The sequence below is a fragment of the Streptomyces sp. NPDC018045 genome, assembly GCF_044327445.1.
Taxonomy (GTDB): Bacteria; Actinomycetota; Actinomycetes; order Streptomycetales; family Streptomycetaceae; genus Streptomyces.
The window spans coordinates 169599-190231 of record NZ_JBIRFL010000006.1 but is presented as its reverse complement, the minus strand read 5'-3'; the positions used below and the strand labels follow the sequence as shown (position 1 = coordinate 190231).

Annotated in this window: 16 protein-coding genes and 1 pseudogene; 5 read left to right on the top strand and 12 right to left on the bottom strand. The window is 73.7% G+C overall.

What is annotated here, in order from left to right; genetic code table 11:
* Window positions 1–374: 374 nt before the first annotated feature.
* Entirely contained in the window at window positions 375–3413 is a 3039-nt protein-coding gene (locus ACH4EB_RS16880; RefSeq protein WP_398348269.1) for an amino acid adenylation domain-containing protein, read from the top strand.
* Between the two features lie 11 nt (window positions 3414–3424).
* Here the strand turns inward: ACH4EB_RS16880 and ACH4EB_RS16875 are convergent, their stop codons facing one another.
* On the bottom strand, window positions 3425–4486 hold the full coding sequence (locus ACH4EB_RS16875) for an ATP-dependent DNA ligase (protein ID WP_398348268.1): 1062 nt from the start codon (window positions 4484–4486) through the stop codon (window positions 3425–3427).
* Between the two features lie 89 nt (window positions 4487–4575).
* Between ACH4EB_RS16875 and ligD the strand changes: the two genes are divergently transcribed.
* Window positions 4576–5580, top strand: a complete 1005-nt coding sequence (ligD, locus tag ACH4EB_RS16870; RefSeq protein ID WP_398348267.1) for a non-homologous end-joining DNA ligase — start codon at window positions 4576–4578, stop codon at window positions 5578–5580.
* 17 nt (window positions 5581–5597) lie between these two features.
* Here ligD and ACH4EB_RS16865 read toward each other — a convergent pair whose 3' ends face one another.
* Both ACH4EB_RS16865 and ACH4EB_RS16860 read right to left on the bottom strand, forming a co-directional pair.
* Window positions 5598–6467, bottom strand: a complete 870-nt coding sequence (locus ACH4EB_RS16865; RefSeq protein ID WP_398348266.1) for an SDR family oxidoreductase — start codon at window positions 6465–6467, stop codon at window positions 5598–5600.
* A 637-nt stretch (window positions 6468–7104) separates the two neighbouring features.
* A pseudogene (locus ACH4EB_RS16860) lies at window positions 7105–7670 on the bottom strand (AMP-binding protein); the annotation flags it as partial.
* Window positions 7671–7703: 33 nt separating this feature from the next.
* Here ACH4EB_RS16860 and ACH4EB_RS16855 point away from each other — a divergent pair.
* The gene (locus tag ACH4EB_RS16855; RefSeq protein WP_398348264.1) at window positions 7704–8078 is read left to right on the top strand and encodes a hypothetical protein; all 375 of its coding nucleotides are present in this window, start codon (window positions 7704–7706) and stop codon (window positions 8076–8078) included.
* Here ACH4EB_RS16855 and ACH4EB_RS16850 read toward each other — a convergent pair.
* The 4 genes from ACH4EB_RS16850 to ACH4EB_RS16835 all read right to left on the bottom strand — a co-directional run bounded on the left by ACH4EB_RS16850 (window position 8029) and on the right by ACH4EB_RS16835 (window position 11497).
* Window positions 8029–8688, bottom strand: a complete 660-nt coding sequence (locus tag ACH4EB_RS16850; protein WP_398348263.1) for a FadR/GntR family transcriptional regulator — start codon at window positions 8686–8688, stop codon at window positions 8029–8031. The two genes, ACH4EB_RS16855 and ACH4EB_RS16850, sit on opposite strands and share 50 nt — an antisense overlap.
* A gap of 147 nt (window positions 8689–8835) precedes the next feature.
* Window positions 8836–9609 (bottom strand): HAD family hydrolase, encoded by a 774-nt coding sequence (locus ACH4EB_RS16845; RefSeq protein ID WP_398348261.1) that lies wholly within the window; start codon window positions 9607–9609, stop codon window positions 8836–8838.
* Window positions 9610–9633: 24 nt separating this feature from the next.
* Window positions 9634–10113: an Lrp/AsnC family transcriptional regulator gene (locus tag ACH4EB_RS16840; RefSeq protein WP_398348260.1), complete on the bottom strand. Its 480-nt coding sequence runs from the start codon at window positions 10111–10113 to the stop codon at window positions 9634–9636.
* Window positions 10114–10204: 91 nt separating this feature from the next.
* Window positions 10205–11497, bottom strand: a complete 1293-nt coding sequence (locus ACH4EB_RS16835) for a YeeE/YedE family protein (protein WP_398348258.1) — start codon at window positions 11495–11497, stop codon at window positions 10205–10207.
* A gap of 608 nt (window positions 11498–12105) precedes the next feature.
* Here ACH4EB_RS16835 and ACH4EB_RS16830 point away from each other — a divergent pair.
* The gene (locus tag ACH4EB_RS16830; RefSeq protein ID WP_398348534.1) at window positions 12106–13617 is read left to right on the top strand and encodes an FUSC family protein; all 1512 of its coding nucleotides are present in this window, start codon (window positions 12106–12108) and stop codon (window positions 13615–13617) included.
* 163 nt (window positions 13618–13780) lie between these two features.
* Entirely contained in the window at window positions 13781–14824 is a 1044-nt protein-coding gene (locus ACH4EB_RS16825; RefSeq protein WP_398348257.1) for a lactonase family protein, read from the top strand.
* 157 nt (window positions 14825–14981) lie between these two features.
* Here ACH4EB_RS16825 and ACH4EB_RS16820 read toward each other — a convergent pair whose 3' ends face one another.
* The 5 genes from ACH4EB_RS16820 to ACH4EB_RS16800 all read right to left on the bottom strand — a co-directional run bounded on the left by ACH4EB_RS16820 (window position 14982) and on the right by ACH4EB_RS16800 (window position 20590).
* Window positions 14982–15851: a sirohydrochlorin chelatase gene (locus ACH4EB_RS16820; protein ID WP_398348256.1), complete on the bottom strand. Its 870-nt coding sequence runs from the start codon at window positions 15849–15851 to the stop codon at window positions 14982–14984.
* A 632-nt stretch (window positions 15852–16483) separates the two neighbouring features.
* Window positions 16484–17494, bottom strand: a complete 1011-nt coding sequence (locus ACH4EB_RS16815) for an N-acetylglucosamine kinase (RefSeq protein WP_398348255.1) — start codon at window positions 17492–17494, stop codon at window positions 16484–16486.
* Window positions 17487–18578, bottom strand: coding sequence for a phospholipid scramblase-related protein (locus tag ACH4EB_RS16810; RefSeq protein ID WP_398348254.1), 1092 nt, complete (start codon window positions 18576–18578; stop codon window positions 17487–17489). The genes ACH4EB_RS16815 and ACH4EB_RS16810 overlap by 8 nt, the downstream gene beginning before the upstream one ends.
* Before the next feature lie 22 nt (window positions 18579–18600).
* Window positions 18601–19278: a uracil-DNA glycosylase gene (locus ACH4EB_RS16805; RefSeq protein ID WP_398348253.1), complete on the bottom strand. Its 678-nt coding sequence runs from the start codon at window positions 19276–19278 to the stop codon at window positions 18601–18603.
* A gap of 214 nt (window positions 19279–19492) precedes the next feature.
* Window positions 19493–20590, bottom strand: a complete 1098-nt coding sequence (locus ACH4EB_RS16800; RefSeq protein ID WP_398348252.1) for a WD40/YVTN/BNR-like repeat-containing protein — start codon at window positions 20588–20590, stop codon at window positions 19493–19495.
* Window positions 20591–20633 lie beyond the last annotated feature (43 nt).

The following is a 20633-nucleotide window of genomic DNA, read 5'->3' as shown; positions in this document are numbered from 1 at the left end:
CGCACTCGCTTTCCGGGCCGCAGGTCGTACGGCCCCGTGCACACGGCGCCGCCGATTCGGGTGCCGTGCTGGACGCTTTGTAACCCGCAGATGATCGAACAGTGGTGCGGAGTGTGTCAATGGTCGTTTCTTCCCCGTTTGGCGCGGACTCCGGTCCGGCCCACGGGGGCGCGGCAGCCTGAACGGCCCGGTGACACGGCCCAGATGGAGTGTGCCGGGACGGGCTGCGGGACCATGGCAAACTCCACGGAAATCTTGCAGGAAGCGCCGAAGATCGCGCAGAAAGTTGCATATCCGCATCGGAGTGAGGCAGATTGAGAGCGCTTCCAACGGCGGGGGTCACCCTCGGCCGCAGTGCTGAAGAAAGCTGTCCGATGTCCGACGTTGCAGCAAGCCCGCGCTCCTCGGTCCAGGCCCGCCCGGAACCCCGCCCCGCCTCGGCAGCGCAGCGCGGCATCTGGTTCAACGAACAGCTCGACGACTGCGGCGCCGTGCACCACGTGCCCTTCACCCTGCACTTCGACGGCGCGCTCGACACCGCCGCGCTGCGCCGTGCGTGCGAGGCCGTCCTGCGCAGGCACCCCGCCCTCACCAGCGCCGTCGAGAACCGCGACGGCGTCCCCCACCTCGTACCGGCCCCGTCCCGGCCCGAGTTGGTGACCGGGCGCGCGGGCGAGGACGCCACCCGGCAGCACATCCTGGCGCCGTTCGACCTGGCCGAAGGCCCGCTGTGCCGCCTGGTGCTGCAGATCGCCGGCCCCCGCGAACACCGGCTGCTGGTGGTCGCCCACCACCTCGTCTTCGACGGGCACTCCATGGAGCTGTTCGCCGCCGACCTCGCCGCGCACTACGGGGCGGAGACCGGGCACGGCACCCCCGTACCCCCGCGGCCCGCGCCCGCCGAACCGGCTTCCGACGAGGACGCGCGGATCGCCGCCAAACTGCCCGCCGCCCGCGACCACTGGGCCCGGCACCCGCTCGGCGACGACGACCTGGTGCTCCCCGGACTCGACCGGCCCGCCCACGGGGTGGGCCCCGGCGCCTCCGTGGAGTTCCGCCTCCCCGAGGACCTGCGGGACCGGCTCGGACCCCTCGCGGAAGGCATCGGGGTGACCCGCTTCGAGCTGGTCGTCGCCTCCCTGCACGCCCTCCTGTTCCGCTACGGCAACGGCGCACCGGTCACCGCCCTCGACCTCGGCACCCGCACCCCGCAGCAGCTCGGTCACATCGGCGTCCACGTCAACGAACTCCCCTTCGGCTCCGCGCCGGACCCCGCCCTGACGTTCGCGGACTTCGCCCGCGCGACCCGGGCCGGCCTGCGCGAGCTGTACCGCGTACGGGAAGTGCCGCTCGGCCGCGTCGGGGTCGGCGTCAGGCCGGGGGTCGCCCTCGCGCCGGTCTCCCTGACGTACCGGCGCCCGGGCCCCGCCCCGGAGTTCCCCGGGCTCACCGTGACGGCGGACTGGACCCCCTCCAACCACACCGCCCGCAACGCCCTGCGCATCGAACTGGTCGACGGACCCGACGGTTTCGACGTCCTGCTCCAGTACCCGCCGCAGGCCCTGGCGCGCGAGCACGCCGAGAGCGTGGCGCGGCACTGGCTGACCCTCCTGCGCCACACCGCGGCCCACCCGGACACGCCCCTGGCCGGCCTGCCGCTCCTCGACGAGGACGAACGCGACCGGCTGCTGACCCGCGTCAACGACACGGCCGTGGCCCACCCGGCCCGGACCGTCCCCGAGCTGATCGCGGAACAGGCGGCCCGCACCCCCGACGCCGTCGCCGTCGTCCACGCGGACCGTGGCCTGACGTACGCGGAACTGGACGCCGGCGCGGAACGCCTCGCCGCCCGCCTACGCGACAAGGGCATCGGGAAGGGCGCGCTCGTCGCCGTACGGGCGAGCCGTTCCGAACGGCTTCTGGTCGGCCTGCTCGGCGTCCTCAAGGCCGGCGCGGCCTACATACCCCTGGACGCCGCCTATCCGCCGGAGCGCATCGAGTTCGTCCTCAAGGACGCCGGTGCGGCGTACGAACTGGGCGACACCGATCTCCTGGCCGACGACCTCGTGCCCGGGGACGGGCAGCAGGCCCCGGGCGCGCCGGTTCCCCCGGCTCCCGCGCCCGGCGACCTCGCCTACGTCATCTACACCTCGGGCTCCACCGGCCGCCCCAAGGGCGTACAGATCGAGCACCGTTCCCTCACGAACCTGCTGCTGGCGCTGCGCGGACCGCTCGGCTCCGGCCCCGGCCACCGCTGGCTTGCGCTGACCTCCGTCTCGTTCGACATCTCCGGCCTGGAACTCTTCCTCCCGCTGGTCACGGGCGGCACGGTGGTGGTGGCGGGCGCGGGCGACACGCGTGACGGCGCGGCCCTGACGGAGCTGATCGCCCGGCACGGGATCACCCACGTGCAGGCGACACCGACCGGCTGGGCGATGCTCGTCGACCACGGTTTCGACGCGCCCGCCGTCACCGCGCTCGTGGGCGGTGAGGCCCTGCCGCCCCCGCTCGCGCAGCGCCTGCGCCCGCGCGTCGGCCGGCTGCTGAACGTCTACGGCCCGACCGAGACGACGATCTGGTCGACGTACGACGAGATCGGCCCGGAAGCCGGCCCGGTGACGATCGGCCGGCCGCTGGCCAACACCCGGGTGTACGCGCTCGACGAGCGCCTGGCGCCCGTCCCGGCGGGCCTGCCCGGCGACCTCTACATCGCCGGGGACGGCCTCGCCCGCGGCTACGTCGGCCGGCCGGAGCTGGACAGCGAACGCTTCGTGCCCGATCCGTACGGCCCGCCCGGCAGCCGGATGTACCGCACCGGCGACCGGGTGCGGCACCGTGGTGACGGCCGCCTGGAGTTCCTCGGCCGCACCGACGACCAGATCAAACTGCGCGGCCACCGCATCGAACTCGGCGAGATCGAGTCCCGGCTGCTCGCGCTGGACGGCGTGCACCGGGCCGCCGCCGCGGTGCGGGACGGCCGGCTCGTCGGCTACCACGTCGGCGCGGCGGACACCGGGCACCTGCGGCGGGAACTGGCGGCCGCGCTGCCCCCGTACATGGTGCCGGAGGTCTTCGTCGCCCTCGACGCGCTGCCCGCCACGCCGAACGGCAAGCTGGACCGGGCCGCGCTGCCCGCGCCGCCCGAGGACGCCACCGTGCGGCCGCCGGCGGCCGACAGCCCCCTGGAAGCGGTACGGGAGATCTGGCGCGAGGTCTTCGGTCTGCCCGAACTCACCGACACCGATGACCTCTTCGACCTCGGCGGCCACTCCATCACCATGACCCAGATCTCGACCCGGATCCTCGACCGGCTCGGCGTCGAGGTGCCGCTGTCCGCGTACTTCGACGCGCCGACCGTCGAGGGCATCGCGGCCGTGGTCGCCGCGTTGCGGGAGGAAGAGGAAGAGGAGTAGGGCGCCGGGCGTCACGCCCCGAGGACCTCCGACAGGTTGTAGCGGACCGGCTCCTCCAGTTGGGCGTACGTGCACGACGCCGGGTCGCGGTCGGGGCGCCAGCGCCGGAACTGCGCGGTGTGCCGGAAACGGTCGCCCTGCATGTGGTCGTAGGCGACCTCCACCACACGTTCCGGGCGCAACGGCACCCAGGACAGGTCCTTCTTGCCCGTCCACCGGCTGGGGCCGCCGGGCAGCCGGCCCGCCGCCTGCGCCTCCTGGCTGGTCCACTCCTCCCATGGATGGCCCGCGACGGACTCCATCCGCAGCGGCGCCAGCTCCGCCATCAGTTCCTGGCGCCGGCGCATGGGGAAGGACGCGCAGACGCCGACGTGCTGGAGCCGGCCCCCGGCGTCGTACAGCCCCAGCAGCAGGGACCCCACGACCGGGCCGCTCTTGTGCGGGCGCAGGCCCGCCACGACACAGTCGGCCGTCCGCTCGTGCTTCGTCTTGACCATCACCCGCCGGCCCGGCCGGTACGGCATGCCGGGCGGCTTCGCGACGATCCCGTCCAGCCCGGCCCCCTCGAACTGTTCGAACCATCCCCGGGCCACTTCGACGTCGTCGGTGACGGGAGCGGTGAAGACCGGGTCGGCGGCCTCGCGCAGCGCCGTCGTCAGCGCGGCCCTGCGGTCCCGCTGCGGTACGGACATCAGCGACTCGTCACCCAGCGCCAGCAGGTCGAACGCGACGAAGGACGCCGGTGTCACTTCCGCCAGATGGCGTACCCGGGACGGGGCGGGGTGGATGCGCTCCAGCAGGGCGTCGAAGTCCAGCCGCCCCTCGCGGGCGATGACGATCTCGCCGTCCAGCACACAGCGCGGCGGCAGCTCCGTGCGCAGGGCCTCGGCCAGCTCGGGGAAATAGCGGGTGAGGGACTTGCCCGAACGGCTGCCCAGCTCGACCTCGGCACCGTCGCGGAAGACGATGGCCCGGAAGCCGTCCCACTTGGCTTCGTACTGTATGCCGGGCGGGATCTCCGGGGCGGCCTTGGCCAGCATCGGCTCCACCGGGGGCATCACGGGAAGATCCATGCAGGCGATTGTGCGGCGGGGCGCGCGGCCGGGCGGGGGTACGCGCCCGCCGACGGGCGGCGCCTGCCCGTACGGCCTAGCGTGGGTGCATGGCAGAGTCGCTGGAGCTGGTCGCGGGCGGGCGGACGGTCCGGGTGTCGCACCCGGACAAGGTCTACTTCCCGCAGCGCGGCTTCACCAAGGCCGATGTCGTCCGCTACTACCAGAGCGTCGGTGACGGCATCCTGCGCGCCCTCAAGGACCGGCCCACCACCCTGGAGCGCTACCCCGACGGCGTGGAAGGCGAATCGTTCTTCCAGAAGCGGGCGCCGAAGAACCTCCCCGACTGGATCCCCACCGGCCGGATCTCCTTCCCCAGCGGCCGGTACGCCGACGAGATCTGCCCCACCGAGCCCGCCGCCGTCCTGTGGGCGGCCAACCTCGGCTGTCTGACCTTCCACCCCTGGCCGGTCCGCCGGGGCGACACCGAGCACCCGGACGAGCTGCGCATCGACCTCGACCCGCAGCCGGGCACCGGCTACGCGGACGCGGTACGGGCCGCCCTCGGCCTGCGCGACGTCCTGGACGGCCTCGGCCTCACCGGCTGGCCCAAGACCTCCGGCGGCCGCGGCCTGCACGTCTTCGTGCCCATCGCGCCCGACTGGACCTTCACCCAGGTCCGCCGCTCGGCCATCGCGGTGGCCCGGGAACTGGAGCGGCGCGACCCGGAACGGATCACCACCTCCTGGTGGAAGGAGGAGCGTGGCGCCAAGATCTTCGTGGACTACAACCAGACCGCGCGGGACCGCACGATCGCCAGCGCCTACTCCGTACGCCCCTTCCCGCACGCGCCGGTCTCCGCGCCCCTGCGCTGGGCGGAACTGGCCGACGCCGTACCGGAGGACTTCGACCTCGGCACCATGCCCGCCCGCTTCGCCGAACTGGGCGACCTGCACGCCACCATGGACCGGCACCCCTGCCGCCTGGAGGCCGCGCTGGAACTCGCCGACCGCGACGAGCGCGAGCACGGGCTCGGTGACCTCCCGTACCCGCCGGAGCACCCGAAGATGAAGGGCGAACCGAAGCGGGTGCAGCCGAGCCGCGCGAAGAAGTGACGGGCGCCGGGGCTCGGTCACAGCAGGTGCCGCGTCCGAAGGTCCGCCACGTACTTGGTGATCAGGTCCTGTGACAGGTGGGGGGTGTCGTTCTCTTCGGTGAGGGCTGCGGCCCGTACCGCCGCGCGGAATCGGTGCGCCGGAAGGGCCGAACCGGGCAGGGGGTCCTCCGGCTCCGCGAAGGCGTGCAGCAGGGGAAGCAGCGAGTGCTGCCGCCGGCGTTCGGGCAGGCCGCGCATGGCGGTCTCGAAGCGGCCGAGCCACTCGTCGTGGTCGTGGATGCGCGTCAACGGGTGGCCGGCGGCCGCCGGCCAGTCGACGAACGTGTCGAGTGAGATTCCGTCCTCGTGCGGGTTCACGACGTTGCAGGTCCGGTACCCCTCCCGTGCGCGGTCGCCCAGGGCGGCGATGGCCTGCGCCGTGAAGTCCACGGGGAGCCCGTCGTAGTGCCCGCCGGCGTCACCGGTGCCCCGCACGTAGAAACTGCCCGGGGCGATTCCCGTCGCCAGCAGGCTCACCATGAGGCGGGTGAAGATGTCGGGGAGGTTGAGCTGACCCCGGTAGCGGGTGTGCGCGAGGATCAGGTTCGAGCGGAACACGGCGACCGGCAGGCCGAACGTGTCGTGCGCCGCGCGCAGCAGCACCTCGCCCGCCCACTCGCTGGCCCCGTAGCCGTTCGCGTAACCGCTGTCGAAGGCCGCGTCGAGCCGTGCCCGGGCCAGTTCGTCGGTGCCACCACGGAGCACGCACACCAGCGTGCCGCCGCGCTCCGCGACGCGCTCCAGCCATTCGCGGCACAGGAAGCGGCCGAGGTAGCCGTTGGCGCCGGTCAGCAGGACGGTTCGGGCCTCGGGCAGCGGACCGGCCGGCCGGTCGGTCTGCTTCATGGTCTCCGTGCCGAGGAACGCGGTCGGCGTCAGGTCGCGCGCCAGGAGCCGCGTCGCCCCCGGGCCGTGGACGCCGTCGGCGGTCGGGCGGTGGTGTCCCGACGCCCGTGCGTTCCCCGTAGCGCTTCGTCAGCGCGGGGCGCAGCAGCTTGCGCACTCCGGAGAGCAGCCCGTTCTCCCGGCTGAACGGCTCGGTCTCGATGAGGAAGTCCCGTGGGATCTCGTACGGGTTGAGGCCCGCCTCGGTGGCGAGGCGTTGCAGGGACTCGCGCAGGGTTGCCCGGAGGCTCCGGGTGTCCTCGCCGGCGCGGTCGAGCGCGTCCTGGGTGGGCACGATGACCGCGAGCAGGTAGGCGCGAGCGCTGTTGCCGTACACGAAGACCTGCCGGACGGCCGGACTGCCGGCGAAGAGGGCCTCCAGGCGGGAAACGGCCACGAACTCGCCCTGGGACAGCTTGAGGACGTTGGTACGGCGGTCGACGTACACCAGCTCGTCGGGACCGGCGCGGGCCATGATGTCGCCCGTGTGGTAGAAGCCGTCCTCGTCGAAGACCTGGGCGGTGGCATCCGGCCGCCGGAAGTAGCCGGGGATGAGCCGGTCGGACTTGATCAGAAGTTCGCCCCTGGGGTGCGGCGAGTCGGTCCGGAAGTACCCCAGCTCGGGCACATCCGCCAGTTTGTGGTCGGTCACCGGCGGGCGCAGCACCCGGCCGTCGAGCCAGACGATTCCGGCTTCCGTCGACCCGTAACCGTCCAGCACCCTGACGTGCAGGCGGCTCTCGACGAACGCCCTCATCTCCGCGCTCAGCGGGGCCGAGGCGCTGACGGCCCACAGGAGGCGGCCGCCCAGGGCCTTCTCCCGCAGCTCCTCCCGCACGTTGGTCGCGACCTCGGCCGCATCGCCTCCCGTCCCCGTGCCGTGCCGACGGGTCAACTCGCTCCGGTAGCCCTGGAAGAGCATGTCGCAGATGCGCGGCACCATGATGGACTCGGTGGGGCGGGCCAGGGAGAGGTCCTCGAAGAGCGTCGACAGATCGCCCGACGCCACGAAGTAGGCGATGCCCCCTTGGCGAGCGTGCTGAACAGCGCACCCCGCCCCATCATGTGGCTCAGGGGCATGTAGTTGAGCACGATGGACGGCCGTACCACCTGATCGGGAACGAAGTCGACCCAGAACCGCGTGACCAGACGCTCGGTGTACATGGCGCCCTGGGGGGCGCCGGTGCTGCCCGAGGTGTGGATCAGCGTGTTGAGCGGCCGGGTCTGCCGCTTGCCGACCTCGTGGCCACGGTGATGGAGGGGTACGCGGACCGCCCCGCCCTGGGCGAGCGGGCCACCGAGCCGGCCACCGACCCGGACACCGGCCGCACCACGCTGCGCCTGCTGGCACGGTTCGACACGCTCACCTACGGCGAACTGTGGGACCGCGTCGGCGCGGAGACCTCCGAATGGCGGCACCACCCCGTCCCGGGCCGGGCATGTGGCCGGTCGGCGACGGGGCCGGCAGCCGTCGAGAACGTCGCGGTGGAGCAACGGCGGGGCGGTGATGACAACCGCGGACTCACGGCTCTTCCGCCGCCCGTGGCGCCTCGGGCTCGTGGTCGCGGGTGAGCTGGACGATCGCCGCCGCCGCGGCGCGGGCGCCGCTCTCGTCCCGGGCCTCGATCGCGTCGACGAGTCGCCGGTGCAGGCCGGCGTGCTCCTCGGCGTCGGCGGCGTCCCAGGGCAGGCCCCCGAGGGCGGAGGCGAGGGCCGTGCCGAGGCAGTCGTACACCTCGATCAGGAGGTCGTTCCCGCTCGCCCGGACGACGGCCCGGTGGAACAGCGCGTCGACACGCGTGGCCGCGGCCCGGTCCTCGCCGGCGCAGGCCGCGTCGGCGTCGGCCAACAGCTCTTTGAGTTGGCGCAGATGGTCCTCGCTGCGCCGCAGGGCAGCGGCCCCCGAGGCGTACTCCTCAAGGACGGTGCGCAGTTCGAGGACGTTGTTCCGCTGCGCGGAGCTCGCTCGCCGCACCATGACCGACTGGAGCTCACTCGACGCGCGGACGTAGGTGCCGTCCCCGACCCGGGCTTCCAGCAGGCCCAGGTGCACGAGCGCGCCGAGCGCCTCCCGCAGTGTGCTGCGTCCGACGCCGAGTTCCTCGACGAGGGCCTGCTCCGGCGGGATGCGTGTCCCCACGGGCCAGCCGCCCGCTTCGATGTGTGAGCGGAGGCTGTCCACGAGCTGCGCGGACAGGCTGGCCGACCTCCGCGGTGTGCTGATGCGTTCCAGGGAGGGAGCATATGTTCAAACGTCAGACATGTGAACATCGTAGGGGTGGCCGGTTCGGGAAACCTGCGATCCGACCCCCGGCCACCCGGCAAGGACCTAGCGGTCCCGCCGGTCCCGGCCCCCGTCCCGCGTGACCCACCGGTACGCCGCGTCCGCCGTGAATTCCTCCTGCCCGCCCGGGAAGAACAGTCCGGCGCTGCCGAAGGCCGGGTCCGTCGCCGTCTTCGGTACGTACGGGATCGCCACGCACCGCATCCCCGCCCGGCGCGCCGCCTCGGCGCCGGGCGGCGCGTCCTCCAGCACCACACACGTCTCCGGCTCCGCGCCCAGCCTGTCGGCCGCCTCCAGGAAGACGTCGGGCGCGGGCTTGCCGTGCGCGACCTCCTCGGCGGAGACCAGGACCGTCAGCCACGCGTCCAGACCGGTGGCCGCGAGCACCGTCTCGATCGCGGCCCGCGAGGAGCCGGACGCCACCGCCAGCGGGTGCCCGGCCGAGTGCAGCCGCTCCACGAACGTCCGCATCTCGGGGAAGACCTCGGTGTGCGCCCGCGCCAGTTCCAGGTATGCGCGGTTCTTGCCGGCCAGCAGCTCGTCGAGGGGCGCGTCGATGCCGTACTCCCGCTTGAGCATCTCCAGCGTCTCGCGGGTGCCGATGCCGATGAAGCGGGTGTGGTGCTCCCAGGTGAAGTCCGTGACGCCGTACCGGGCGAGCACCCTGCGTCCCGCCTGGTAGTAGTTCGGCTCGCTGTCCACGAGCGTGCCGTCCAGGTCGAAGATGACGGGCGCGGGGGGAGTGGCGGGGGCGGCCGGGTCCGGCGGGGCCGGGCGGCCGTGCGGAGCGGGGTCCGGGGAAGTGCTGAAAATGCTCATGGAACCAGCATGTCAAGGCGCGTCTCAGCGCGGCCTGGCGGTACCGCCCACCGCCTCGACCAGCGGCAGCATCCGGTGCGGCACCCGCTCCCGCAGGGCCACCTCGGTCCGCGTACGGACCACGCCCGACATCTTGATCAGCCGCTGGATCACGTCCTCCAGGTGGGCCGCGTCCCGTGCGACCACCCGGGTCAGCAGGTCACCGCCGCCGGTCGTCGAGAACGCCTCGATGATTTCCGGCACTTCGGCCAGCTCCTCGGCGACGTCCTCCAGATGCCCCTGGGTGACCTCGATGTGCACGAACGCGAGTACGGGGTGGCCGAGCGCGGCGGGCGACAGACGCGGCCCGTACGCGGTGATCACCCCGTCCCGCTCCAGCCGGTCCAGCCGCGCCTGAACGGTGCCCCGGGCGATGCCGAGGATACGGGCGTACTCCCGCACGCTGGTGCGCGGCTGCTCCAGGAGCAGCCGCAGGATCTTCGCGTCGAGCGTGTCCACGGCCATGGGCCGACGGCCTCCTCGGGAACGGTGCGGGGCCCGACGACTGTACCAACGGCCCACCCGCCGGCCGGCTGCCCCGGAGGAGTCACCAGCGTCAGCAGACACCGTCCCCCGGCTTCGGATTGGCCAGCCGGAAGACCGGCCGCAGCTTCAGGCCCGCCCAGGTGCCGAGCAGCGCCGTCGCGCCCCAGATCCACCCGTGCAGGCTGCCGGAGGCGATACCGGCGAGGTAGGCGCCGATGTTGCAGCCGCCCGCCAGCCGGGCGCCGACCCCCATCAGCACGCCGCCCGCGACCGCCGCGACCGCGGTGCGCCAGGGAGTGCCCCGGTGCAGGGCCCAGGTGCCGCCCAGCGCGGCGGCGACCGCCGCGCCGATCATGATGCCGATGTCGGTGAGGCTGGTCCGGTCGGCCAGCACGGGGCCGGACAGCGCGTGCGCGTTCGCCGGCTTCTGCCAGTACGACCAGGTCTCCGGATGCCCGCCGAGCGCACTCACCAGCTTCGCGCCCCACAGGCTGAACGCGCTGGTCACGCCCCAGGCCCCGCCGGACACGAGGAGCACGCCGCCGCCCAGCGCCGCCAGCACCGCGGCGCCTGCGGCCAGCGGCCACGAGCCGCGCAGGACCCGGGCGGCCGCGGTCTTCGCCGACGGCACCGGACCGGTCGGCGGCGGGGTGCGGCGTGCCTGGACCGCGCGGCTGACGGCCACCACGGCGGCCAGCGCCAGGATGGTGACGGCCCACGAACCGAACCAGCCGATGTGGTCGGCGAACACGACGGGCTCGTACGCCGGCAGGTCCTTCCACAGGTCGAACTGCCAGGCGGCCAGGGTGGAACCCGCGATGAAGCCGCCCAGGGTCAGCACGATGGAGGTCTGCCCCGAGCCCACCGCGAACAGCGTGCCGGAGGCACAGGCGCCACCGAGCTGCATACCGACGGCGAACACGAACGAGCCGAGGAGCAGCCCCACACCGAGCGGCCCGCCGGACGGCTCGGGCGCCGATCCGAACAGTCCGGTACCGGTGCCGATGACCAGGGCGAACAGGGTGGCCGTCGTGCCCAGCAGGAGTGCGTGGGCACGCAGCCCGGCCCCGTTGCCCACGGCGACGAGCTGCCGCCACGCCGAGGTGAACCCGAACCGCGAGTGGAACAGGGCCACCCCCAGGCCCAGCCCGAGCAACAGCAGGACGCCGGGCTTCGCGCCGTACGAGGCGAAGACATGACCCGTCAGCGCCACGGCGAGCAGCAGGCCGACGGCGAGCGGCAGACGGCGTACGGGCGGGGCCGGGGGAGCGGCGGGCCGGGGCCGGGAAGTGGGGGAGGGGGCGAGCAGGGCCGCGGTGGGGCGGGGGGCTCCGACGAGCGGATCCGGGGGAGCTGTGGTCACAGCGGGCTCCGTGAGGGTGAGCGGTGAGCCGGGCGGCGTCGGCAGGGCGCGGCGCGGTGGGGCCCGGGGCCGCCGAACGCGCACGTCACCCCGGGAACGCCGGGGCGGGAGAGGGGGAGTCGCGGACGCGGGAGCCGTGCGGTACGGCGCGGGCGTCGGGTTCAGCGGGGACAGAGCCCGTCGTCGACGCACCAGGCCGAGTTCGCGAAGAGCGCGAGACAGAGGAGGCGTGCGGGTGCGGACATGACGTCGAGAGTAATGCGTGGGAGACGCGCGCGGTCAGGGTGTTCCGGCATGCGGACGCAAGAATGAGACAGGGGCTCCGAGAGGGCGGGACGAGGGCCCATGAGGGTGCCGGTGCGAGCAGCCGAGTGCAGGTACACGCCAATGGCCACGTTCTGGCTCAGCGTCTCGCGGTCGCGTTGTGCCAATGGCTCAGTGAATTCGTGCACTGTTGAGCCAACAGTAGTGTTGATGTTGTCATAGGCGAGTCGATGGCGCTGCGGATCTCCGCGGCGCCTTTTTGATGCCGAAACGCACCGCGGGACCGAGGCACACAGCCGGAGCGCGGAGCGGACAACAGGAAGGAACGCAAAGGGGTGGAAACCGTGTTGAAGACGGTGTTCGTGGCGCCGGACCCGGGGCGGCTGCGGCTGCGCAGCGCCGCGCGGGCCGTCGTGGGTGTCGCACTGGCGGTGGCCGTGTGCGCCGCCGTCGGCCACTCGCTGACCGGTGCCGTGGTGGGCGGGGTCGCCGCGTTGCTCGCCCTCTTCACCGTCGCGGACACCACGGTCCGCGGCCAGATGGTCTCCACCGCGCTGCTGCCGCTGGTCGGCTTCCCCGTCCTCGCCGTAGCGGCGATGCTGCACGACTACCCGCTGGTACGGGACGCGGTCCTCCTCGCCACCGTCGGCGTGGGCGTCTACGCCCGCCGGTGGGGCCCGCGCGGCAACGCCCTCGGCATCTTCGCGTTCATGTCCTTCTTCGAGGCACAGTTCCTGCGCACGGTGCCCGAACAGCTTCCGGAGCTGTACGCCGCCACCGCGCTCGCGCTGCTCGCCTGCTCGGCCGTCCGCTTCGGACTGTGGTGCTACGAACGCCGTACGCCGCCGCCCGCCGTCCCCGCGCTCCCCGGCGGCAAGGGGCTCGCCCGCGCGACGACCCGCCAGGCGCTCCAGGCGACGGCCGGCGGAGCCATCGCCCTGCTCGCGGGGCACCTGCTCTCCCACGAGCGCTGGTACTGGGCCGTCGGCGCCCTGTGGTGGATCTTCGTCAACACCGCTTCGCGCGGCGAGACCGTGGTCCGCGGCTTCCGCCGGATGCTCGGCACCCTCCTGGGCATCCCCGCCGGCCTGCTGATCGCCGTGCCGCTGCACGGCGCCGTGGTGCCCACCGCCGCCCTCCTCGCCGTCTGCGTCTTCTCGATCTTCTACGCGTCGCCGGTCTCGTACACCTGGAACATGCTCGCGGTGACCCTGATGGTCGGCCTGCTGTACGGGCTGCTGGGCGTCCTGGACCCCGGGCTGCTCGCGCTGCGCCTGGCGGAGACCGGCGTCGGCGCGCTCAGCGCGATGCTGGCCGTCCTGGTCGTGCTGCCCGTCACCACGCACGCCACGACGGACGCCTGGGTCCAGCGCGCCCTGCGCTGCGTACACCACTGCACCGCCGAGGCCGCGGCACGCATCGCGGGCACGGACAGCGCCGACCCGGCCCCGCTCGTCGCCGAGCTGGAAGTGCTGCTCCGCCGGGTACGGCTGTCCCTCGCCCCGCTGGTGCATCCGCTGGCCCCGATGCGCGCCCGCAAGGAACGGGCCCGGCAGGTGCTGGCGCTGCTGGACGACTGCGCCCGCGAGGTCCGCGGGCTGGCGTCCATCGCCGCCGACCCGGTGGCGTCGCACGACGCGCGGCTGACCGCCGCCTGCCAGCGCGTGGAGGCCGCCGTCGAGGCGCTCACCACACCGCAGCAGGCGCGCGAGTTCACGGCCGCCGCCGCGGCCGCCGTCCCGCACGCGCCCGCCCTGGAGCCGGCGCTCGCACACCTCCACGGCCTGGAGCGCGCCCTGGCCGAACTGGCCGCGCCGCTGCGCGGTGCCCCGCGCTCACCGCTGGCCGACGCCTGACGGCCACCGCCCCGGCAGAAGCGGATGCGCGTACGGGGCGGCCGTGACGGCCCGCCCGTGTGCGGGGTCCCGCGCCCGGCGCCGGGACCCCGCCGGCCTGTTAGCGTCGGCGCCTACACCTCCGTACGACACGCGGGGCGGACGAAGGGCAGGCGGAGCGCCGATGAGTACGACAGACAGCGGTCAGCGGGCGTACATCGGGTCGTTCACCTCGGCGGGCGGGCGCGGCATCGTCACGGCCGCGGTCGACGCGCGGACGGGCGCCCTGACCCCACTGCACGCCACGGACGAGGTACCCGATCCGAGCTACCTCGCCCCCACGCCCGACGGGCGGCACCTCTACGCGGTGAGCGAGACGTCCGACGGCGCGGCCGCCGCGTTCACCCTCACGGAGAACGGCCCGGTGCCGCTCGGCGTCCCCGTACCGGTGCGCGGCGCGGGGCCCACCCACCTCACCCTCTGGGCCGGACACCTGCTGACCGCCAACTACACCTCCGGCAGCGTCAGCGCGCTGCCCGTGCGGGCCGACGGCACCCTCGCGGAGCCGGCCGCCGTGCTCCGGCACGAGGGCGGTGGCCCGCACCCCGGCCGTCAGGAGGGCCCGCACGCGCACGCCGTACTGCCCGACCCCTCCGGCCGCCGGTTGCTCAGCGTCGACCTGGGCACCGATTCCGTACGCGTCTGCGAACTCGCCCCGGCGACCGGGGTTCCCGCCGTCCGGCACGAGGTACGGCTGCGTCCGGGCAGCGGGCCCCGGCACCTCGCCTTCCACCCGCGCGGCGACCACGCGTACGTCATCAACGAACTGTCCTCCACCGTCACACCCTGCCGCTGGGACGCCGCCACCGGCACCCTCACCCCGCTGGCCGAGACGGCGATCGTCCCCCCGGGCACCGACGACAACCACCCCTCCGAGCTGGTCGTCTCACCCGACGGCCGGTTCGCCTGGGCGGCGAACCGGGGCCACGACAGCATCTCGGTCCTGGCCGTCGACCCGTCGGGAGAGAACCTCTCCCTCGTCACCACCGTGCCGTGCGGCGGACACTGGCCGCGCGACCTGGCGCTGCACCCGGGAGGGCGGCACCTCTACGCCGCCAACGAGCGCTCGGGGGACGTGACGTGGTTCTCCGTCGACACCGCGACCGGGGTGCCGGAGGCCGGCGGCTCGATCGAGGTCCCGGCCGCTTCCTGCGTGGTCTTCGCCTGACACGGCTGCCGCCCCGCCGGGCTGCGCGTCCTGGCCGTACGGACGGCCTGGAGGGCCGGTCCGGAAAGCCTGAAGGGCCGCTCCCGGCGGAGGGAGCGGCCCTTGCGTGCAAGAGCGGCGACGGCCCGCAGGGCGAGCCCGCCGCCGCTCCCGGAGGTCACCGTACCGGCGCGTGCTGCCCCGCCGACTGCAGCGTGATGCCCAGCGCCGACGCGTAGTTCGACAGCACCAGGCGGCCGACCGTTCCGTACGCGCCCAGGGGCTCCGCCGCCGAGCAGCCCGCCTCCGCTGCCGCCGCCCCCACCAGGCCGTCGGCGATCTCGGGACCGATCAGGTACGGGGCCAGGGCCAACTGCCGCGAGCCCGAGGAACGCAGCTCATCGGCCGTACGGGCGATGGCGCCCGCCTCGTCCAGCGCGGCGGCCATCACCGGCACGGCCAGGCGGGCGGAGAGCAGCATGCCGGTGATCCCGGCGGCCTGTACCGCCTCGTCGCCGCCGACGGTGGCGAGGATGATGCCGTCCGCGGCCGTCGCGACCGTGAACAGGCGCGCCCGGTCGGCGCGGGCCAGACCGGCTTCGGACAGGCGTACGTGCAGGGCCTCGGCGAGCAGCGGGTGCGGGCCGAGCACATCGGTCAGCTCGGCGGCCGAACCGCTGTTCATGATGGCCTGGCGTATACGGCGCAGCAGCGCGCTGTCCGGTCCGGCCAGCAGCGGTACGACCATCGCGGGCGGACCCTGCTGCTCGGGCTGCGAGCCGTCGCCCGTGCGCGCCTTGTGCTCCCGGGCGGCCTGGGCGAGCACGGTCTCCAGCGCCGGGTACTCCTCGTCGTCACCGTCCACGTAGCCGACCCGGGCGTCGAGGCCGGGCAGCTCGGAACGGGCGATGCTGGTCACCTCCGCCGCCAGGCCGCGCGCGGCGGCACCGGGGGTGCCGGGCACGGCGAGGACCAGGGCGGGCGCGCCCTCGGGCGCGGCGACGGGTTCCGGTCGGCGGTGCCGACCGGACTGCCGGGGACGCGGCATTCGTACAGGCAGGCCGGATGCGGCGCCCGAGCTCGGAGAAACTTCGTCGAAATGGGGCGAGCCGGGTGCGGGCCCAGTGGGGGAACTCATGGCGTCGCATGTTAATGCCTCGGGGGTCCCCCGCGCGGCGGGAGGGCTCGGTCGGGAGGTATCCGTCCCGAATTGTCCCGCGCGCCGTATCAGCAGGTCAGAGCCCGAATCGAGCGTCGGTGCGAGCCGCCGGACGCCCGGGGCGGGCGGCGCCGGGCCGCCGCTCCGGCCCGTGCCTCGCGGTGGCGGGACCCGCCGCCCCGCGGCCGTCCGCGGGGACGCCGGAACGCTGCGTCGCACATCCGCGACGACTTACGGAATTTACGGCTATACGACCATCGCGGCTGACCCCGGGGAGCGGTCGCCGCGTGCGTACGTCGGCAGGCGCCCGGGCCGCACGCCACGCCTCGCGGGCGTACGCCGACGGTCGGATCGCCGGGTGCCGCCCGGTGGCCCCGCTGACGGCTTCAGACCAAGTGGCCCCGCCGACTCTTCGGGCCCAGCGGCCCCGCCGGCTGCTTGAGACCCAGTGACCCAGCCGACTGCTTCAGCCCCCAGGGCCGCGTCGGCGCCCTCACTCGTGCGGCGCCGTACCCCCACCGCTACCGCGTGACCCGCAGCAACTTCCCGTCCGTGGGCAGCAACAGCCGGTCGGTGGCCAGCGCGGCGGCGACACGCAGCGCCCCGCCCAGAGGGCCGGCCTCCGCTTCGACCCGACAGGCGTGCGGCAGCAGCTCGCTGAACGCGTCGCGCAGCGGTGTCAGCAAGGGCTCGCCCAGTTTCAGGAGGCCCCCGGTGAAGGCCACCACGCTCCCCGCCGTCGAGGGGCAGACAGCCGCCGCCGCCTCCGCCAGATGCCGCGCAGCCCTGCCCAGGATCCCGGCCGCCACGGAGTCGTACCCGGCGCAGGCGGCGACCTCGGGCGCGAACGACGCCAGCACGGCAGTCCGGTCGGCGCGCGGGTACAGCGTGCCGGGCAGCTCGGCCGCCGGACCGAACAGCGCCTCCATACGGGCCAGCAGCTCGGCCGAACCACCCGCCCGTCCGTCGTGCGCGCGCAACGCCGCCTCCAGCCCGGCCCTGCCGATCCAGGCGCCGCTGCCGCAGTCTCCCAGCAGGTGCCCCCAGCCGTCGGCGCGGCGCCAGCCGCCGGCCGGGGTGAGGTCCGTGCCCATCGCGATGACGCCGGTACCGGCGGCCACGACGGCGCCCGGCGTCTGGCCGAGCGCCCCGGCGTACGCGGTCACGGCGTCCGCGGCCAGCGCGAGACGCCGTACGCCGAACGCCTCGGCCAGCGCCCCGGGCAACTCGGCACGCAGCTCCGTGCCGAGCGTCGCCATGCCCGCGGCGCCGACGCACACGGCGTCGAACCGCCGGACGCCGGTGTCCCGCATCAGGTCCTGCGCCGCCGGCACGAGCTGCTTGAGCAGGTGGTGGGCGTCCATCCCGTTCGGGCCGGTGCCGATCGGCTCCTGAGAGGCGTACGAGGTGAGCGGCCGCGCGTCCCCGTCGTCCGCGCGGGCGACGGCGATCCGCAGGCCGGAGCCGCCCGAGTCCACGCCGAGGACATGGCCGGGCGCCGGGCCTGCCGCACCGTTCCCGGACTCAGCCAAACCCGCGCGCGTCCTGTTTGAGGGCGGTGTCCACGGTCAGCGCCGTGGCGACGACCAGGCTCCGCAGCGGCTCGGGCAACTGGACGTGGATCTGCAGGACGTAGTTGTCCGCCGTGGTGAACATCGTCTTGGCCAGGCCCTCCCAGGTCTTGGTGATCCGGGCGACCTCGGTGTCGGTGTGGTCGACGATCGCGAAGTTCCAGGCGCGCCAGTTCTCCGCCTTGATGGCGCCGATCTGCTGCCCGCCCGCCATCATCGCGAAATTGATCTTTCCGATGGCGTTCTGCTGCACGATCTCGCCGACCGGCTGCCCGTCGGGCCGCTCCACCAGCACCTTCGACTTGATGAACTTCGCGGGGCGCGTCAGCGCGAGCTGCGGCTGCCCGTACGCGTCCCGGATCTCCAGCCGGTGGGTCATGTACTGGTCGAGGCTGGAGACGAACCGCAGCACCTTCTTCGCGGTGCTCTGGCCGACCTGGACGACCGTACCGAGGGTGTTGCCGTGCTGGTCGAAGACGCTGTACTCGTTCGTCACCTCGATCAGCTTGGCCTTCTGGTTCACCACCAGGACCGGTTCGGTGAACAGCGTCCCACTGCCCTGGGCGGTGGGGGCGACGCCGGCCTGCTGCTGCACCTGGTACTGCACCTGCCCCGGGTGGCCGCCCGGCTGCCCGTACGCCGGCTGCGCCCCCGGCGCGGGCTGCCCGCCCGGCATCTGCTGACCGGGCTGCGGCGCGTACTGCTGAGGCATCGGCTGCCCGGCACCCTGCTGCTGGGGCGCGTACCCCTGCCCGGGATCCTGTGGGCCGGGTCCCGGCCGGCCGTACGGCTGTCCGCCCTGCTGAGGGGCGCTCTGCTGTCCGGCCTTCACGTACGCCGACTGCGGGGCTTGCTGCTGTGCGTGGTGCTGCTGGTCCTGCTGCGGCGACTGCTGGGCCGCCTGCTGCGCGGCCGATGGCTGCGCCTGGGCCTGGTGGCCCGGGTGCGTGTGCTCGGTCCACCGGGACCCGTCCCACCAGCGCAGCCGGTCGGGCGTGCCCTGCGGGTCGGCGTACCAACCCGCAGGGATGTTCGCGTTCGTCATGCGGGCACACTATCCCGCACGGTCAGGGCAGTCTCCAGTCCACCGGCTGCGCGCCCTGCCGCACCAGCAGGTCGTTGGTCCGGCTGAACGGGCGCGAGCCGAAGAAGCCCCGGTCGGCGGACATGGGGGAGGGGTGCGAGGACTCCACCGAGGGGAGGTCGCCGAGCAGCGGCCGCAGGTTGCGCGCGTCGCGGCCCCACAGCACCGACACCATCGGGCGGCCCCGCGCCACCAGCGCCCGGATGGCCTGCTCCGTCACCTCCTCCCAGCCCTTGCCCCGGTGCGCCGCCGGCTTGCGCGGCGCCGTCGTCAGAGCCCTGTTCAGCAGCAGGACGCCCTGCCGGGTCCACGGCGTGAGATCACCGTTGGACGGCCGCGGCAGCCCGAGGTCCGCGGCCATCTCGCGATAGATGTTCTCCAGGCTCCCGGGCAGCGGGCGGACATCCGGCGCGACGGAGAAACTCAGCCCCACCGCGTGTCCGGGAGTCGGATACGGGTCCTGCCCGACGATGAGCACCCGGACGTCGTCGAAGGGCTGTTGGAAGGCGCGCAGCACATTGCTGCCCGCGGGGAGGTAGGTACGTCCCGCGGCGATCTCCGCCCGCAGGAACTCGCCCATTCTGGCGATCTGCCCGGCAACCGGCTCAAGTGCCTTGGCCCAGCCAGGTTCGACGATTTCATGAAGAGGTCGTGCAGCCACGCACGTCACCCTACTGGCCGCAGGGTGATCCTCTTCAACCGATGGCCTGATCCGTTGCCCGGTCCAGCCGCCCGCACCCCATCTCCCGCTCCTTCCTCCGCCCGCGCCCGCCCCCTTCGCTCCCTCTCCCGCATCGCTCACCTGACAGCCACTCACCTCACCCCCTCCCCCCCTCCCCCCTCATCCCCTTCACCTCACCCCGGCTCCCGCCGGTTCACGCGACGGCGGCTGCCCGTACGCACAGCACGTCCGGCAGGTGGGAGGCGAGCTGCTGCCAACTGTCGCCGTCGTCCGCGCTGGCGAAGACCTCCCCGTTGCGGTTGCCGAAGTAGACCCCCGCCGGGTCGGTGTCGTCGACGCACAGCGCGTCCCTGAGCACCGTGCCGTAGTGGTCTTCCTGGGGCAGGCCGTCGCTGAGCGCCTCCCAACTCCCACCGGCGTCCTCGGTGCGGTACACCCGGCACCGGTGCTCCGCCGGGACGCGGTCGATGTCCGCGGTGATGGGGAAGACGTACGCGACGTCCGCCCGGCGAGGGTGGGCGGCCGTCGCGAACCCGAAGTCGGAGGGAAGTCCGCCGCCGATGTCGGTCCACTTGGCGCCCGCGTCGTCGCTCCGGTAGACGCCCCAGTGGTTCTGCAGATAGAGCCGGTCCCGGTTCACGGGGTCCTGCGCGATCTTGTGCACGCACTGCCCGAACTCCGGGTCGGGGTCCGGCAGGAACACGGCCTTCACGCCGCTGTTCGACGGAGACCAGGTCCGGCCGCCGTCCTTCGTGCGGAACACGCCGGCGGCGGACACCGCGACCGTCACCGCGTCCGCGTCCCGCGGATCCGTGATCACCGTGTGCACCGCCAGGCCGCCACCGCCGGGCACCCACTGCTCGCGGGTCGGGTGGTCCCACAGGGAACGGACCAGCTCGAACGTCTCGCCGCCGTCCTCCGAGCGGAACAGCCCGCCGGGCTCCGTCCCGGCGTACACCACGTCGGGTGCGGCCGGTCCGGCCGGGTGGAGCTGCCACACCCGCTCCAGCGAAGTCCCCGTGTCCGGCGGGTACTTGACGGGGGGACGAGACGGCTCCCGCCAGGTCTCGCCGAGGTCGTCGGAGTGGAAGACCGAGGGACCCCAGTGCGCGCTGTCCGCGCCGGCCAGCACCCGGGGTGTCGGGCGGCGGGTGTCGATGCCGATCGAATACACCGCCTGCGCGGCGAAGTGCGGGCCGCTCAGCTCCCAGTCACCGTGCCGCCGCCGGCCGATGAAGAGCCCCTTGCGCGTGCCCACCGCGAGTAGTACGTCTGCCTTGCCCGATGCCATGTCGAACACCTCCGGGACGCCGTTGTCTCAGGTATCGCTCAGT